The 15,408-nt window shown below is 69.0% G+C and carries 13 protein-coding genes and 1 pseudogene; 8 read left to right on the forward strand and 6 right to left on the reverse strand.

Translation table 11 applies throughout. From position 1 onward, the window contains the following. Nucleotides 1-324 precede the first annotated feature (324 nt). Nucleotides 325-2,406 (forward strand): GNAT family N-acetyltransferase, encoded by a 2,082-nt coding sequence (locus tag ACZ69M_RS13995; RefSeq protein ID WP_470049664.1) that lies wholly within the window; start codon nucleotides 325-327, stop codon nucleotides 2,404-2,406. Then, on the forward strand, nucleotides 2,403-2,972 hold the full coding sequence (locus ACZ69M_RS14000) for an ASCH domain-containing protein (RefSeq protein WP_470049666.1): 570 nt from the start codon (nucleotides 2,403-2,405) through the stop codon (nucleotides 2,970-2,972). Before ACZ69M_RS13995 ends, ACZ69M_RS14000 begins: the two co-directional genes overlap by 4 nt. 305 nt (nucleotides 2,973-3,277) lie before the next feature. Here the strand turns inward: ACZ69M_RS14000 and ACZ69M_RS14005 are convergent. Further along, nucleotides 3,278-3,440 (reverse strand): annotated as a pseudogene (locus ACZ69M_RS14005) (site-specific integrase); the annotation flags it as partial. Nucleotides 3,441-3,917: 477 nt separating this feature from the next. Between ACZ69M_RS14005 and ACZ69M_RS14010 the strand changes: the two are divergent. Further along, the gene (locus ACZ69M_RS14010; RefSeq protein WP_470049668.1) at nucleotides 3,918-4,388 is read left to right on the forward strand and encodes a GNAT family N-acetyltransferase; all 471 of its coding nucleotides are present in this window, start codon (nucleotides 3,918-3,920) and stop codon (nucleotides 4,386-4,388) included. Between the two features lie 163 nt (nucleotides 4,389-4,551). Here ACZ69M_RS14010 and ACZ69M_RS14015 read toward each other — a convergent pair whose 3' ends face one another. After that, complete coding sequence (locus tag ACZ69M_RS14015; protein ID WP_099504217.1) at nucleotides 4,552-4,626, reverse strand: 50S ribosomal protein bL37; 75 nt, start codon at nucleotides 4,624-4,626, stop codon at nucleotides 4,552-4,554. A 319-nt stretch (nucleotides 4,627-4,945) separates the two neighbouring features. Between ACZ69M_RS14015 and ACZ69M_RS14020 the strand changes: the two genes are divergently transcribed. Next, entirely contained in the window at nucleotides 4,946-5,221 is a 276-nt protein-coding gene (locus ACZ69M_RS14020; RefSeq protein ID WP_470049670.1) for a hypothetical protein, read from the forward strand. A 163-nt stretch (nucleotides 5,222-5,384) separates the two neighbouring features. Further along, a complete protein-coding gene (locus ACZ69M_RS14025) occupies nucleotides 5,385-5,732 on the forward strand; it encodes a hypothetical protein (RefSeq protein ID WP_470049671.1) in 348 nt (115 codons plus the stop codon). Nucleotides 5,733-5,790: 58 nt separating this feature from the next. Here the strand turns inward: ACZ69M_RS14025 and ACZ69M_RS14030 are convergent, their stop codons facing one another. Next, nucleotides 5,791-7,065, reverse strand: a complete 1,275-nt coding sequence (locus tag ACZ69M_RS14030) for a glycoside hydrolase family 3 N-terminal domain-containing protein (RefSeq protein WP_470049673.1) — start codon at nucleotides 7,063-7,065, stop codon at nucleotides 5,791-5,793. 611 nt (nucleotides 7,066-7,676) lie between these two features. Here ACZ69M_RS14030 and ACZ69M_RS14035 point away from each other — a divergent pair. Then, on the forward strand, nucleotides 7,677-8,108 hold the full coding sequence (locus ACZ69M_RS14035; protein ID WP_470049675.1) for a (2Fe-2S) ferredoxin domain-containing protein: 432 nt from the start codon (nucleotides 7,677-7,679) through the stop codon (nucleotides 8,106-8,108). A gap of 111 nt (nucleotides 8,109-8,219) precedes the next feature. Then, nucleotides 8,220-10,166 (forward strand): NAD-binding protein, encoded by a 1,947-nt coding sequence (locus ACZ69M_RS14040; protein ID WP_470050159.1) that lies wholly within the window; start codon nucleotides 8,220-8,222, stop codon nucleotides 10,164-10,166. Between the two features lie 223 nt (nucleotides 10,167-10,389). On the opposite strand, the gene ACZ69M_RS14045 is transcribed toward ACZ69M_RS14040, so the two are convergent. Beyond that, on the reverse strand, nucleotides 10,390-12,258 hold the full coding sequence (locus ACZ69M_RS14045) for a S9 family peptidase (RefSeq protein ID WP_470049677.1): 1,869 nt from the start codon (nucleotides 12,256-12,258) through the stop codon (nucleotides 10,390-10,392). A gap of 153 nt (nucleotides 12,259-12,411) precedes the next feature. Here ACZ69M_RS14045 and ACZ69M_RS14050 point away from each other — a divergent pair, with 153 nt between their 5' ends. Continuing rightward, on the forward strand, nucleotides 12,412-13,263 hold the full coding sequence (locus ACZ69M_RS14050; RefSeq protein WP_470049678.1) for an SURF1 family protein: 852 nt from the start codon (nucleotides 12,412-12,414) through the stop codon (nucleotides 13,261-13,263). Here ACZ69M_RS14050 and ACZ69M_RS14055 read toward each other — a convergent pair. Both ACZ69M_RS14055 and ACZ69M_RS14060 read right to left on the reverse strand, forming a co-directional pair. Then, nucleotides 13,233-14,480 (reverse strand): hypothetical protein, encoded by a 1,248-nt coding sequence (locus ACZ69M_RS14055; RefSeq protein ID WP_470049680.1) that lies wholly within the window; start codon nucleotides 14,478-14,480, stop codon nucleotides 13,233-13,235. The two genes, ACZ69M_RS14050 and ACZ69M_RS14055, sit on opposite strands and share 31 nt — an antisense overlap. Then, on the reverse strand, nucleotides 14,477-15,145 hold the full coding sequence (locus ACZ69M_RS14060; protein ID WP_079065272.1) for a SigE family RNA polymerase sigma factor: 669 nt from the start codon (nucleotides 15,143-15,145) through the stop codon (nucleotides 14,477-14,479). Before ACZ69M_RS14060 ends, ACZ69M_RS14055 begins: the two co-directional genes overlap by 4 nt. Between the last annotated feature and the right edge of the window lie 263 nt (nucleotides 15,146-15,408).

Consider the following 15,408-nt stretch of genomic DNA (forward strand, 5'->3'; position numbering starts at 1 on the left):
GATATCACTTCCCGTGACGTCTACACCTAGACGCGTGACCAGCCGTAGCGCTGAGTCACAGGCACCAAGCGAGTCCCTGCTCAGGACACGTGACGAACTGGCAAGATTGCCCCTTGCGTCATATGCCCTGTGGTTCATGCCCTCCACAGAGGGGCTCGCTGACGGCGTATCAATTCAGCATCCTCCGGATGCCCGCATCAGACGACATCAGTCGCCTCAAGGCCGCTTGCAATCCAAGTCCGATCACAAGTGCCGCTGAGACGTCATACCAAGGTTGATCGAAAAACCTGCGCATCGCAACACAGAAGCCGCAAGACTGGTCCCATGCAGAAGCCGAAGCCTTCCCACGCAACAGAGGTACTCATCAAGCTCGTTGGAGCCCGTGACGAGGAGCTCCTGGCAGCGATTGTGGAACTCGGCGACCGCTTCAACAAGAGGCTGGGTTTTATGCCGCCTGCCGCTTACGAGCAGGCGGCTGCGGAGAAGCGATTGCTTGCCGCGATGGTCGGCCGAAAGCTCGTCGGCTATACCCTCTTCTCCCTGCCACGGCAGCAGATCCGTCTCACCCATCTGTGCGTGGACCCTGATTCCCGAGGACAGAGCATCGCCCGCCGCCTCGTGGACGAGATCTCCGCTCGCCACCACGACCGGTCCGGCATCGTGCTCAAGTGCCGCAAGGACTACGACTACGACGCGATGTGGCGGAAACTCGGCTTCGAGGCCCGAAACGAGGTCGACGGTCGCGGCAAAGACCGCAAACCTCTTGTCGTCTGGTCACGCGATCACGACCATCCACATCTGTTCTCCGACCTGGAGTCGACCGCACTCCTGACCGTGGCGATGGACTGCAACGTCTTCGCAGACCTGCATTCGTCCGGAGATCGACACGGAGCCGAGGAGTCCCGAACACTCACCTCGGACTGGCTGGCCGGCTTGGTAGACCTTGCCGTTCTGCCTCAGCTCAAAGCCGAGATCGGCAAGATCACCAACCCTACGGAGCGGCGGAGGCAACTCCAAGCGACCCACAGCTACGCCGAGCCCAGTGTGAGCCGGAGCGACGCGAACCGGGTGTTCGAGGAGCTTCGGTTCGCAGTCCAGACGCACATCGGCGACAAGCGGCAACTCTCTCAAAATGATCTCCGTGACCTGCGCTACGTAGCCGAGAGCAGTGCCAGCGGCACCTTGTTCCTGGTGACCCGGGACGAGTTTCTCACTTCCCTGTCCGACATTGCGATGTCGGTTTGTCAGGTACGAATCCTTAGGCCCTCGGATATCGTCCTGCACGTGGACGAGCTCACCAGAGCCCAGGTCTACCAGCCGGGCGATCTTCTCGGCACGTCACTCACGGTCCAGGCCGTGCCCCCCGGGCAGGAGCAAGGACAGCTCGCCTTTCTCAATAAGGCAGCTGGGGAGCGTCGGAATGACTTCGTCGCGGAGCTCCGTCGACTCGCGGCACATCCGGCCCGGTGGGTCCGCCAGCAGGTAGTTGACGCAGAAGGCACCGTCGCCGCCGTCTACAGCTACGGAGTACGTGACGGTCAGTTGGTCGTGCCACTGCTCCGAGTACTTGACGGCCACACCATGCACCAAACGCTGGCCCGTCAGATTCTCTTTCGGCTGCGTGATCACTGCCGCCGATCGGACGTTCGCGTGCTGTCTCTCACTGACAAGCGACTCCAGCCGTCCGTACGCATCGCAGCCGGCGAGGACGGCTTTCGAGAGCACGATGGGACGCTTGTCACCCTTGTCCTGGACGTCTGCGCGGATGCCCGGACCGTAGACGACCAGGCCCAGTCCGCAGCCGCCCTCATAGGTCTCCAGATCCCAGCCGTACCAGCGGCTATGCCGGCAGCGGCCGCTGCCGCACTTGAGCGCGCCTGGTGGCCTGCGAAGATCACTGATTCCCAGCTGCCGTGCTTCCTCGTCCCCATCCAGCCGTTGTGGTCAAGCGATCTCTTCGGCGTCCCCAGTGCCCTCACTCCCCGAGCCGATCACCTGGGCATCAGCCGCGAGCACGTCTACTACCGAGCTGCGCGCTCCCGAGGCGAGAAGGTCCCAGCTCGGATCCTCTGGTACGCCAGCTCGGACAAGAACCAGTCCGTATCCGCTGTGATCGCTTGCTCCCGCTTCGACGCCACCGTGGTCGACACCGGTCGCTCCTTGTACAACCGCTTCAGACACCTGGGAGTGTGGGGGCTTGATGACATCCTGCGCGCGTGCGGTGATCGGGGCGAGGCACGCGCTCTACTGTTTTCTGACACAGAGATCTTCCCTCGACCGGTGGGATTGCACAAAGTGCAGTCCCTGGCCGCACAGCGCCAACACCCGCTCGGCGTGCAGTCGGTCTTCGAGATCACTCCCGACCTGTTCAGCGCCATCTATCAGGAAGGCCAGCCAGCCCAGTGACCGAGCACGAACGCTCACTCCTGATGTCCCTCCATCCCCGCTATGCCTCGGCCATCCTGGACGGGAGAAAGTCCGTCGAACTTCGCCGCCAACGCGTCGCCGTGCCGCCGGGAACGAAGGTCATCCTGTACGCCACATCCCCCGTGATGGCCTTGGTGGGCACCGCAATCGTCACTGCCGTGCAAGTCGGCACACCCTCCGAGATCTGGAAGGCACACAAGGAGTACGGCGCTATCAGCCGCCGTGACTACCTCGCCTACATGGAAGGCGCGGAACAGGCGTCAGCTCTGCTCCTCGATGCCGCCAGACCGTTCTCTGATCCGGTTCCGCTGGCCCACCTCCGCACTGGAGGCTCGTTCCACCCGCCCCAGAGCTACCGCTACGTCGACCCTGACACGCTGCGCGGCTGGGTCCAGGGGCACCCGACAGCGGAAGAAGTACTTCGAGAAACCAGCACCCGGCCAGCAGCCGGTGAGACCAAGCGCTCAGGAGAGAAGCAGGCCCAGCGAGGTACAAGCTCACCGCTCGGCGGCAACATGGTTCTTGCGCAGCATGTAGCGGCCTAGCGTTGGCCGAGCCCTCAGGAGGCGCGAGGCCCGCGAGGCCCTTCCCGGTTGAGGGTTGAGCGCCGGTATTGGGAGCCGACTGGGAGCCGACCCTCTCCCCCAGCCCGTTCCACACCCCCCGAGACCCTCCCACTCCAACACCCTGACCAGGCAAAACACCAAACCACCCGGTGTCGATCTTGGCGGAACCTCATTCGGGACGAAGAGGTCGTGGGTTCAAATCCCGCCACCCCGACAGCTGAATAGCAGTTCAGAGGGCCTTTACCGGATCGGTAAGGGCCCTCTGGCGTTGTTGCGGGTCTTTGCCGGATCTGCTTCCGGTACGCCTGCTCGGTCACGGGCGTGCCGGAGTGGCGGACGAGTCGGGAGATCTCTTCCAGCGGGACGCCGCGGTCGGAGAAGCAGGGACACGAAGCCGTGTCGGAGCACCCGAGGCGTCCACTCGTCGGCGCTGATGCCGTCGTTGTCCTGAGAACCGGGCCGGTGACGGGGGGAGCGCCGCGAGGGGGATGATCCGGTCATGTGCATACGACGAGAGGTCCGCTGGGTCTTGTGGGGGCTGTGGATCGCGTGTCTGGTGTTCTGCATCTGGTTCTTCGCGGAAGTGGTCACGCTGTTCCTGGAGGCCGAGTCCTGGTGACGCGGGCGGGGTGATAGACGGTTCGGGCGCGGCCGGTGTCAGGATCGGACTCGCGGCTCGGCGTCTTGCCAGGTCAGGCCCAGCGCGGTTACTCGATCTTCCGAACGGGTGCGGTGTCCCACCCGCGGCAGGGGCCATCGGACGCGGTCACAGTCCGGCGTGCCAGTCCCGCTCCAGATCGCCCGTGTCGCATACGCTGCGAAAACGTCCAACCTGGCGTCCCTGATAACGGTGGCGGCTCTTCACGTCGGTTCGGATCAGTCGGTTCGGATGGCGTGGCTGCCGGTCTGCGGAAGGGGTGTGGCATGAGGTCCCCAGGTGTGCACCTACGGGAGATCACCGAAGCGAACCGGGATGCCGTACGCGCCCTCCGGGTCCGACATGATCAGAAGCAGTTCGTCGCTTCCGTGTCCAGGTCGCTCAAGGACGCGGCAAGGAAACCGGAGGCCAATCCCTGGTATCGCGCCGTGTACCGAGGCGACGAGCCGGTCGGTTTCGTGATGCTGTCGTGGAAGCCGCCGTCCGGTCATTTCAAAGGGCGGCACTTCCTCTGGCGACTCCTCGTCGACAAGCGGTACCAGGGACGAGGGATCGGCCGAGAGGCGCTCACGGAGATCGCCGCCCTGGTTCGCGCGGACGGCGCCACCGAGCTGCTGACCAGCTACGAGCCCGGCGACGGCGAACCGTGGCCCTTCTACCAGAAGTTCGGGTTCGAGCCCACCGGGGAGATGGACGACGGCGAGATCGTTCTGCGGCTCGCCTTCCCCGCTCAGTGAGCTGACACGGGAAACCGCGGAAAGACACCCAGTTCTCAAGAGCCGGCCTCGGTCTCGCCGGGTCCGGCTCTTTGCCGTGCTCCCGCACCGCTGCGGATCCCAGTCCTTGACCTCAATCCGGGCGGCGAGGACATGGGACCCCGCGGCTCTCCGCCCGGTCGGCTCAGGCGTTGGGACGCTTGCCGTGATTGGCCTTCTTCTTCTTGCGGCCGCGTCGCTTGTTCCCTCGCTTAGCCATGGTTCATATCTCCCTAATCCAGTACTTTCTACGCCCTCGCCAGTCTAGATTTGGACCGGGATGTCCGCATCAGCGGTGCCGGACAAGGGCGACGCACACGCAATCCAAAAGGGCGCCGCCAACGTACTGATAAGAGAGCCGCAGCCCGGGGATACGCCCCGGTCGGCCGGTTCCCGTGCAGAGGGGATCTTGGCTGCACGACGTGCTCCCGTCTGTGCGAGGCGAGGCCTGCGACCGTGTCGCTCCTCCCTTTCGGCCGCGGCTGTCCCTCTCGTGCCGCTGAGAGCTGCGCGAGACGATGGAGGAAGGTGCATCCATCATGCGAGTACGACGCACGAGGCGTCTCGCCGCGGTGTCCGCGGTCGGCATTCTGATGGCCGGCGGCGCTGCGATCGGTACGGCAGGCACGGCCGCAGCAGCAGCCCCTGCCGTGCACACTCAGGCGACCACAAACTGGTGCGGAGGCCAGGACGACTGGGGCGGGCACTGCTTCGACCACCGCTTCGACAACGACCACGGGTTCCGCTTCGACCACCGCTTCGACAACGACCACCGCTTCTTCAACGACGGAGGTTTCGTGATCATCGTGCCCTGACACTCCCCTGTCGCTTCAGTACCTGCTCAATTTCGCCCAGCCCGGGTGAAGATCACGCCAACAACCGCCGCTGTCCATTCCCGTCGTATGACTGGCCTGCCATGCTCTCCACGCTGCTGGAGCGAGCCGCAGAGCCGACGTGGTGAGGGATGGGTTTTCGGTCATGGACACCTTTGAATGGGCAGCGGCGATCCTGGCCCTGACGATCTGCTTCGGCCCCGGCCTGGCTGCCGTGACAACGGCCTGGCTGTTCCCCTGGCTCAGAGGCTCGATTGCACGGCCGCGCCTTTGGGGCTGGGGCCAGCTGATGCTCGGCCTCTTCTTCGCCATGCAGCTCATGGACCAAACGATCATTTTCACCCCCCACAGCGGCGACGTGCTCTTCTACGGAGGATTGCCATTCGGCATCGGCGGCCTGTATCTGATGATGCTCGCCCGGAGTCCGGGCACGGCTCCTGAGGTGCCGGTGCAGCCGTACGGCAGCGAAGTGCGGCTGCCTCCCGGGCCGTAGCCCGCGTCCGACCAACCCCAGACCCACCTCCGCAGCAGGAAGCAAGCTTCGGTCGGGCTCAGGAGCAGAGCTTCACGTGACGGACGGCCAGGACGTGGCCCGCCGCGTCGATGAGGCGGCTGCGGGAGAGGTGTCCGCTGCTCACCGCATTGGTGATCGCCGTGGCGATCGAGGACGTCTGGGAGCTGACGTTGCCCCCCAGGTCGAACATGACCATGTCGGCGCCCGAGCGCAGGGCCTGGACGGCAGCGGCGGGGATGCTGAAGCCGGCGGCGGAGATCGCCTTGGCGCTGAGCGAGTCGGTGACCACCAGCCCCTTGAATCCCATCTTGCCGCGCAGCTCGGAGCTGATGGCGGTGGGTGACAGGCTCGCCGGATTGGTGCCAAGGCCCGGCACGATGTTGTTGGAGACCATGATGGCCGGGGCACCGGCCTTGATGGCCGCTGTGAACGGCGGGATGCCCACCTTCTGCAAGGTGGACCACGGCAGGGTGCGGGCGGGGCCGAAGTCGGAGTTGTAGGTGGAGCCGCCGAGGCCCGGGAAGTGCTTGACGACGGGTATCACGCCTCCGGCGCGCAACCCGTTCATGTACGCGACACCGGCCTTGGAGACCACCGAGGTGTTGCCGCTGAAGGACCGCCATCCGTCGGGGTTGGTCTTGCTGGGGGCCACGTTCCTGCCGTCGACGTCGACCACCGGCGCGAGGTCCATGTTCACCTGGGCGGCCGCCATCTTTTTGGCGACCTTCGTGACGTTCTGCTGGATCTGGGCCGGGGTCCAGTGCGCACCCATGTACGCGGGCCAGGGCAGGGACCCTACGAGGTTCGACATGCGCTGGATGCCGCCGCCCTCCTCGTCGGTCATCACCAACAGGCCCAAGTGGCCGGGCACATGAGACTTCAGGGTGGTCAGCCGGGACCCGAGGTCGGACGGCGCCTTGCTGCCGAACAGCAGCACACCGCCCGCACCGGCGCTCACCTCGGACGTGACGCCGGACACCGAGGTCTCCGACACCGGGACGGCGATGGTCAGCATGGCCAGCCGACGGTTCGACCACCCGGCCAGCTTCGTGCTGTTGGTACACGCGGTGGCGGCGGAGGTGAGGGCCGGCGCGAAGGTCGAAGAGGAGGGGGAACGCGCGGCGGACGGGGCGAGAGACACGCCGGGACCACTGGAGTGCGGGGACGCCTTGGGGGTGCCCGTGTCACAGCCCACCAGGAGCATCGCCGCCACGGCCGCGGCAGCGCTCAGTCGTCGTGTGTTCCTGGCCCGGCCGGGGAGCCGCGGCGGTGCTGTCGCTCTTCTGTGGTCACGGTACGGCGGGAGATTCATCGCCCGGCCTCCTTCGGGAAGGCGCGACGGTACCCGCCGCGCTGAGGGCCGTATGACCATGAAGTGGGCTTTACGACGCGTGAGAGGCGCACCAGCCCGCCTTTGTTCGCTGGTCCACGGTCGGTAGTACCAGGATCTCGCGCCTCGGAGCGGGACGAAAGTCCAGCGGCCGTGAGTCAGGGCTTGCCCGGGGAATTCGGCTTCGGAGGGTATGGGGAGACAGTGGCGTCCTGAGGCTCGTGCCCCAGCGCGGTCAGGGGGTCCGGCAGCGCGCCGCTGTTGCTGACGGCGACGCTCGAGTCGCTCCGCGCGACACCGAGCCCGGCGTCGATCAGCAGGCGGCGGCAGGAGTGGGAGAGTGGTGCGCGGTCGGCGCTGGCAGGTTGCCTCCTGGCCATCGACGAAGCCCGACCGTCGGTTGGGTCCCGGACGAATCTCCGGGCCGCCCCCGGACAGGCCGGGGATGCAACCATTCACTACAGAGCTGGAACCCCCGGAAGCCGACCGCGCGTGAGAGACCATAACCGCGGGCACTGACAACGGACCCCGCGACGGATCGTCAACTATCGTCTGCGGCTGTAGACATACGTTCGACAAGGAGAGCCGATCCGTTGAACCGAGCCTCGGCCGGCAGGTCTCGTACGGTGGCGATCGGTGCCGCCGCGTCGCGGCCCTGCACGCTGGTCGTCTGCCGTGGGTGTTGTTGCGGCGATCCGCGGAAGTACCCCGACGACGATCACGCCTGGCAGCTGGAGCGGTTGCGGGCCGGGGCCGAGGCGTCCGGGGGGCGGTTCGTGGTGCGGACCGTGGACTGTCTCGGACCCTGCGACCAGGCCAATGTCGTGGTCGTGCAGCCTTCGGGGGACGCGCGGCGCCGGGGTGCGCGGGCGACCTGGATCGGGTTCGCGATGGGGGACGACTGCACCGAGGAGCTGGTGAGTTGGGCGTCCGCCGGAGGGCCGGGGGTCGCCGAACCCCCGGTCGCGCTGGAGTTGCAGTTCGTCCGGCCGCCGCGCGAGGCACGGGCCCGTACCCGTCGCTGAGGCGAGCCGGTTCGCCGGCCGCCCTCTGGAACCACACCTCCCGGTGCGGCACTCTTCTCCCTCGTGGGGACCCTTCCGTATCAAAGCCCGTCGCCCGACACGACCGCGCACATGGTGGTGGCCGGTGACGACGCCCTGGCACACCGGCTGGCCGCCGAACTGCGGGGTGTCTACGGCGAACGGGTGACCCTCGTCGTGCCGCCCGCCCAGCGCCGTGTGCGACCGCCGGTGGTCGGGCGGGCGCGGGCCTCGACTCTGTTCGACCGGATGTCCGCGGCGGTGAACCGGGCCGCGGGCAACGGGGAGGGGCCGCCCACCCGGACGGCCGAACCCGCCGGTTCCGAGCGGGTGTTGGAGGCCACCGAACTCACCGAGTCCGTACTCGCCGAGGCGGGTGTCGAACGGGCCGCCGCCCTCGCGCTCGTCCATGACGACGACGAGACCAACATCCGGGCCGCGCTCACCGCGCGCCGCCTCAATCCGCGGCTGCGGCTCGTCATACGGCTCTACAACCGGCGCCTCGGTCAGCACATCGAGGAACTCCTCGATCAGGCCTCGGCGTTGGCCATGGCCGTGGCCGATGGTGAGGGAGACGGTGGCGGCGGGAGCGGGGGACTCGGGTTCGACGCCTCCACCACCGTGTTGTCCGACGCCGACACCGCCGCGCCCGCGCTCGCCGCGACCGCCGTCGCCGGGACCAGCAAGGTCGTCCAGACCGATGGGTTGATGCTGCGGGCGGTGGAGCGGCCGCCGCCGGGGCCCGGCGAGGTCGCCGATCCCGGGCTGTGCACGCTCGCGCTGCTGTCCGCGACCACCAACGACCCTGCCGGGGCCGACGGTTCGGAGAGCAGCGGATCGCAGGGGCCTCGGCTGCTGCCCGACGAGCGGGCCGTGGCGGCGGCCACCGGGCGCGGGACCGTCGTCCTGGAGACGGTGTCGTACGCCGCGTCCGCGCCGTCCGCCGGGCGCAGTGTCGTGCCCTTCGGCACGCTGCTGTCGCGGCGGCTGCGCTGGTCGTTCGCCGGGCTGGTGGGGTGCGTGGTCGGGCTGGCGGTCGCGTCGATGGTCGTCACCGGGGAGCCCCCGCTGCAGGCGACCTATCTGACGCTGCTCGATCTCTTCGCCATCAACAATCCCGCCATCGGTGAGCCCATCGGGCGGCAGATTCTGCAGCTCTTCTCCGGGCTTGTCGGGTTGTTGCTGCTGCCTGTGCTGCTCGCCGCCGTGCTGGAGGCACTGGGTACGTTCCGCAGCGGGTCCGCGTTGCGCAAGCCGCCGCGGGGACTGTCCGGGCATGTGGTGCTGCTCGGGGTCGGGAAGATCGGGACGCGGGTGCTGACGCGGCTGCGGGAGCTGAACATTCCGGTCGTGTGCGTCGAGGCCGATCCGGAGGCGCGGGGGCTGGCGCTGGCGCGGCGGTTGCGGGTGCCGGTGGTGTTGGGGGATGTGACTCAGGAGGGTGTGCTCGAAGCCGCGAAGATTCATCGGGCGCATGCGCTGCTCGCGTTGACCAGTGCGGACACGACGAATCTGGAGGCCGCGTTGTACGCCCGTAGCGTGCGGCCCGATCTTCGGGTCGTGCTGCGGTTGTACGACGACGACTTCGCCACCGCCGTGTACCGGACCCTGCGGGCGGCGCATCCGCAGGCGCTGACCCGGAGTCGTAGCGTGTCGCATCTGGCGGCGCCCGCGTTTGCCGGGGCCATGATGGGGCGGCAGATCCTCGGGGCGATTCCGGTGGAGCGGCGGGTGTTGCTGTTCGCGGCGATCGTGGTGGGTGGGCATCCGCAGTTGGAAGGGCGGACCGTGGGGGAGGCGTTTCGGGCGGGGGCGTGGCGGGTGCTTGCGTTGGATACGGCTGCGTCGGGGGGACGGCGGGGTGGTGAACCGGTGTCCGCCGCGGGGGGTGGCGGGGGCGAGCGGGGTGGTTCCGGGCTGGTCTGGGATCTGCCCTCTACGTATGTGCTTCGGGCGGAGGATCGGGTGGTACTGGCTGCGACTCGGAGGGGGCTGGCGGAGTTGTTGGGGCGGCGGCGACGGGAATCGGCGGGTACGTAGGTTCTTTGACTCGGGGGTGTTTGGTGCCGGTTCTGGTTCGGGCGTGGGGTGGGGGGCGCGGGGCTCCGCCCCTGCACCCCGCTAGAAGACGCCGCCCCAGACGCCTGTAGGACTCCGCCCCAGAACCCGCCCGAAGGACGCCCCCGAGGGGTCGTCCTCGGGGCTCTGGGGGCTGCGTCCGTGCCTCTCAGGGCCCCCGGGGGCTGTCGCTGTCGGGGGTGGGTTACTGAGGTAGGTGCCTGGTGGCGAAGTCGAGTTCGAGTTTTACCTGTTTGATGCGTTCGTCGACGACCAGGGAGCCGTGGCCCGCGTCGTAGCGGTAGACCTCGTGGAGGGCGCTGCGGGCGGTGAGGCGGGCTACGTAGTTGTCGATCTGGCGGATGGGGCAGCGGGGGTCGTTGACACCGGCCGAGATGTAGACGGGAGCCTTGACCGCGTCGACGTAGGTGAGGGGGGAGGACGCCTCGAAACGTTCGGGGACCTCCTCGGGGGTGCCGCCGAGGAGGGTGCGGTCCATCGCCTTCAGGGCTTCCATCTCGTCGTGGTACGCCGTCACGTAGTCGGCGACCGGGACGGCGGCGATGCCGAGGGTCCACGCGTCCGGCTGCGTGCCGAGGCCCAGGAGGGTGAGGTAGCCGCCCCAGGAGCCGCCGGTGAGGATCAGGCGGGCGGGGTCGGCCAGGCCCGACGTCACCGCCCATTCCCGGACCGCCGCGATGTCTTCGAGTTCGATCAGGCCGACTCGGTGCTTGAGGGCGTCCGTCCACTCGCGGCCGTAGCCCGTGGAGCCCCGGTAGTTGATCCGGACCACCGCGTACCCGTGGTCCACCCAGGCCGCCGGGCCCGCCGCGAAGGAGTCGCTGTCGTGCCAGGTCGGGCCGCCGTGGATGTCGAAGACGGTGGGCAGGGGGCCCGTCGTGCCCGCAGGCTTCTGGATGAGCGCGTGGACACGGCCGCCGGGGCCCTCCACCCACACGTCCTCCACGGGGACCGAGCCCGGGGACTTCAGGCCGGGGGGATCGAGGACGATCTCGCCCGTCGTCGAGCGGACCACGGACGGCTCGGCCGCCGAGGACCACAGGTACTCCACGGTTCCGTCGGGGCGGGCCGTCGCCCCGGAGACGGTGCCCTGCGGGGTGGGCACCTGGACCAGCTCGCGGGATGCCAGGTCGTAGCGCCACAGGTCGCTGCGGGCCTCGAAGCTGTGGGCGATGAGGAGGGCCGAACCGTCGGGGTACCACTCCGCCGCCACGTCGCCCGGGAGGTCCAGGGCCAGGTCCGTCTCCTCCCCCGTCGCCACGTCCCACACCAGCGGCTCCCAACGGCCGCGCCGCTGATGGCCGATGAGGAGGCGGGTGTCGCCATCGACGGGGGCGAAGCCGAGCACTTCCAGGCCCAGCTCGACCGTGCCGCCCTTGGTGTCGTCCAGCTCGGTGACCGTCGAGCCGTCCGGGCGCAGCACCCGCAGCGCCGAGTGCATCGCGTCGCCGTGCTCGGTGTGCTCGACGGCGATCAGGGAGCCGTCGTGCGAGAGGTCGCCGACGCCCGCCGACTCCCGGTGGCGGTAGATCTCCACCGGCTCCTCGCCGAGGCGGACCAGGTGGATCGTCGAGCCGTCCTCGTCCGTCGAGCGGCCCACGACCGACGTCCGGCCGTCCCTGCCGATGGCCAGGCCCCCGGGGTAGGAGGGCTCCAGGCCCGGAGCGGCGGGGGCGTCGGCCTCAGCAAGACCGTCACCGGCACCGGGGTCGCCGTCGACGGGATCCGTGCTCTTGGGAGCGGTGAAGCGTTGGCGGCGCCAGATGCCGAACTCGTCCCCGTCCTTGTCGTCGAACCACCAGATCCACTCGCCGTCCGGGGAGAGCACCCCGTCCGTCGTACCGTTCGCCCGGTTCGTGACCTGGCGCTGCTCCCCCGTCCCGCGGTCCCACGCGTACAGCTCGTACGTCCCTGTCGCGTTGGAGACGAACAGCGCGCGGTGCGGGGCGTCCTCCGCCCAGTCGGGCAGCGACACCCGCGGCGCCCGGAAGCGCTTCTCCCAGTCGGGCATGGCTGCCTGCTGCTGCTCGATGGACCCGTTGCTCTCAGTCATGGCCCCATAGTGCCTGGCCCGACCGACCCCGCGCTGGCGAGGTCCCCAGCCTGTGGATAAGTTCGCCGATCGCGTCGAACGAACTTCGAAAGAGCACCGGCAGGAGGGGCCCCGAGGCCTCGGCGTCGTGCGCGGCACCGTACCTTTGAGGTCGTGTACCGGTTCCTGCTGACGCCCCGCTGGTGGGGGATCAACGTCTTCGTGCTGTTGGCCATCCCCTTCTGCATCTTCATGGGTTCGTGGCAGTTGAGCCGGTTCGAGGCTCGGGTGCAGGATCACCGCGCGGCCGGTGAGCAGGCCGCCGCGGCCAGGACGGAGGCGGCCCGTCCGCTCGCCCGGCTGCTGCCCGTGAGCACGGAGACCTCCGGGAAGCAGGCCACCGCGACCGGCCGGTACGGCAAGCAGCTCCTCGTGCCGGGGCGCGAGCTCGACGGCGAGCGCGGGTTCTACGTGCTGACGCTGCTGCGCGTCGACGGCGGCAAGGCCCTGCCCGTCGTGCGGGGCTGGCTGCCCGGAACCGCCGACCCGGCGAAGGCGCCCGCCGCCCCGACCGGTGAGGTCACCGTCACGGGCGCGCTCCAGGCCTCCGAGAGCCCGGGGGCGAACGGCGTCACCGCCGCCGGGGGTCTGCCCGCGGGACAGACCGGCGCGATCAGCTCGGCGTCACTGGTGAACCTGGTGCCGTACGAGGTGTACGACGCCTGGATCACCCTCGCGAAGGCCGACAGCGGGATGCGTGCGGTGCCCGCGACCGAGCCTCAGGGCACCGGCCTGGACCTGAAGGCGTTCCAGAACCTCGGTTACACCGGTGAGTGGTTCGTCTTCGCGGGCTTCGTGGTCTTCATGTGGTTCCGGCTGCTGCGCCGCGAGGCGGAGTTCGCCCGGGACGCGGAGTTGGGACTCGTCCCGGACCATGACGAAGAAGAAGCCACGGTCACCGAAGCCACCACCCGAGCCGATGCCGCCGACGCCCCTCAGGACGCCGACAACATCCCCGTCCGGTAGATCGTCCCGGCGCACGCGTTGGGCACGGTCGTCGTGGCCGTCGCCGCGCCCGTCTCGGCCGTGTACGACACGGCGACGCTGCCGTCGGCCAGTCCGCCGTCCTCCGTCACCAGCTGAGTAGAGGCGCCGGTGCCACCGGTGTCCGTGGCGGTGCCGCCCGTGCTGGTGGCGCCGTCCGTGGTGGTGGTCGGGGTCGGCGAGGGCTGACCGCCGCCGGTGGTCGGGCAGGTCTCCGAGGGCACCCAGGCGAACTTCACGACGTACGAGGCGCTCGGCTTCAGCACCACCGAGGCGACCTCCGTGGTGGGGTCGGGCAGCCCGGTGGCCGCGTCGCCCGCCACATGCGTCACCACGCTGATCTTGGCCGAGTCCGCGGCGCCCTGCGCGAGGGTGCCGAGCGTGCCCGCGCCGCTGACGGTGCAGCTGGTGGCGGAGACGTTCGAGAGGGTGAAGGAGCCGTAGACCACGCCGGTGGCGTCCGGGGTGCCGACGGTACTGGTGGCTCCGCCGAGCTGCGCCGGTGTGCACGCGGGTGAGATCGCGGCCGAGGCCGAGGGATCGGGGCCACCCGTGGCCGACCCGGTGTTCGTCCCCTTGCCCTTGTCGGGCGTGCCGGTCTGGGTGCCGCCCTTGCCCTTGTCCTTGGACGTGCCTGAGCTGCCGCCCACGGAGCTCTCGCCGCCGTCGGGGCCCTTGCCCTGGCTGGTGCCGCCCTGGGCCTGTGAGCTGTTGCCCGCTATGGACGGGTCGGCGTTCGACCCGGAGGCGTTCGAGACGTGCACGAGGGCGGGGACGGCGGTGCCGATGAAGAGCGCGGCGGCGGCCACGCCGACGATGGCCTGACGCTTGCGGGCCCGTCGTGCGGGGACCGCGCGGCGCAGGTGTTCCAGCGTGCCGTCGGTGGGTTCGATCTCCTGGACGGCCTGGTGCAGCAGCCGGCGCAGCGCCAGCTCGTCCGAACCGAACCCGTCGGGGCCCGGCTCGTCCGAACCGGACCCGTCCGGGCCGAGTGTGTCGGGGCCCGGTGCGTGCGGGCCCTGTGCGTCCGGGCCCTGCGGGTGGGGGCCGTTTGACTCGGGGCCGTGGTTCACAGTTCCGTTCCCAGCTTGCTGCTCGTGCTCTTGCTCGTGCTCGTCTTCGGCGGGCGTGGGCCGGTGTGTCGGCTCATGCCCCTCGAAGGGATCGTGTCGGTCGTGGTTGTCGCGTCGCTGGCTCATGCCGGGGCCTCCATGGCGACACGGAGCGCCGCGATGCCGCGCGAACCGTACGCCTTGACCGACCCGAGCGATATCCCGAGAGTCTCGGCGACCTGGGCCTCGGTCATGTCCGCGAAGTAGCGCAGGACGAGGACCTCGCGCTGACGGCGCTGCAGGCCCTTCATCGCCTTGATCAGGGCGTCGCGCTCCAGCTGGTCGTACGCGCCCTCCTCCGCGCTCGCCATGTCGGGCATCGGCTTCGACAGGAGCTTGAGGCCGAGGATGCGCCGGCGCAGCGCGGAGCGCGAGAGGTTGACGACGGTCTGACGCAGATACGCGAGCGTCTTCTCGGGGTCACGGACGCGTTTGCGCGCCGAGTGCACACGGATGAAGGCCTCCTGGACGACGTCCTCGCAGGAGGCGGTGTCGTCGAGCAGGAGTGCCGCGAGGCCCAGCAGCGACCGGTAGTGGGCGCGGTAGGTCTCGGTGAGATGGTCGACCGTGGTGCCGGCGGCCATGCTGTCTTCAGCGCCGTCGCGCTGACTCGGTATGCGGGCGGGCCGCGCTGCGGGCATGGGCGCGATCACCGGCATGCCGCCGGGCACGCCGGGGCTGCGGAGTCGGCGGGGTGGACGCAGGGGTGTGCCCCTGGTCTGTACCGCGGTGAATTCGAGAACCTCTGCCACGCCAGTTGGACACGCTGACCCCCGTCAGGGTTGTACGCGACAGGCATCACATTCGCTCCAGGGTTCACACCGGCCGAAGGGACCGCTCCCACGCGCCCCACGGCACCCGTCCCCACGCACCTCACGACACCCGTCCCCACACACCGCACAACGCCCGCCCCCACGCGCTCCACAAGACCCGCCCCCACGCACCTCGCAACGCCCGCCGGACCAGGTGCCGGAACGCCCGCCGACGCGATCCGTAGCGCACCTGGCAGTGCATT

The organism is Streptomyces sp. NPDC107454 (genome assembly GCF_055582885.1).

Bases quoted from the DNA above. Each gene is read 5' to 3' on its own strand.
- ACZ69M_RS14010 (WP_470049668.1), top strand. From the start codon at position 3,918: ATGAGGTCCCCAGGTGTGCACCTACGGGAGATCACCGAAGCGAACCGG.
- ACZ69M_RS14030 (WP_470049673.1), bottom strand. From the start codon at position 7,065: ATGAATCTCCCGCCGTACCGTGACCACAGAAGAGCGACAGCACCGCCG.
- ACZ69M_RS13995 (WP_470049664.1), top strand. From the start codon at position 325: ATGCAGAAGCCGAAGCCTTCCCACGCAACAGAGGTACTCATCAAGCTC.
- ACZ69M_RS14055 (WP_470049680.1), bottom strand. From the start codon at position 14,480: ATGAGCCAGCGACGCGACAACCACGACCGACACGATCCCTTCGAGGGG.
- ACZ69M_RS14020 (WP_470049670.1), top strand. From the start codon at position 4,946: ATGCGAGTACGACGCACGAGGCGTCTCGCCGCGGTGTCCGCGGTCGGC.
- ACZ69M_RS14040 (WP_470050159.1), top strand. From the start codon at position 8,220: ATGGTGGTGGCCGGTGACGACGCCCTGGCACACCGGCTGGCCGCCGAA.
- ACZ69M_RS14025 (WP_470049671.1), top strand. From the start codon at position 5,385: ATGGACACCTTTGAATGGGCAGCGGCGATCCTGGCCCTGACGATCTGC.
- ACZ69M_RS14045 (WP_470049677.1), bottom strand. From the start codon at position 12,258: ATGACTGAGAGCAACGGGTCCATCGAGCAGCAGCAGGCAGCCATGCCC.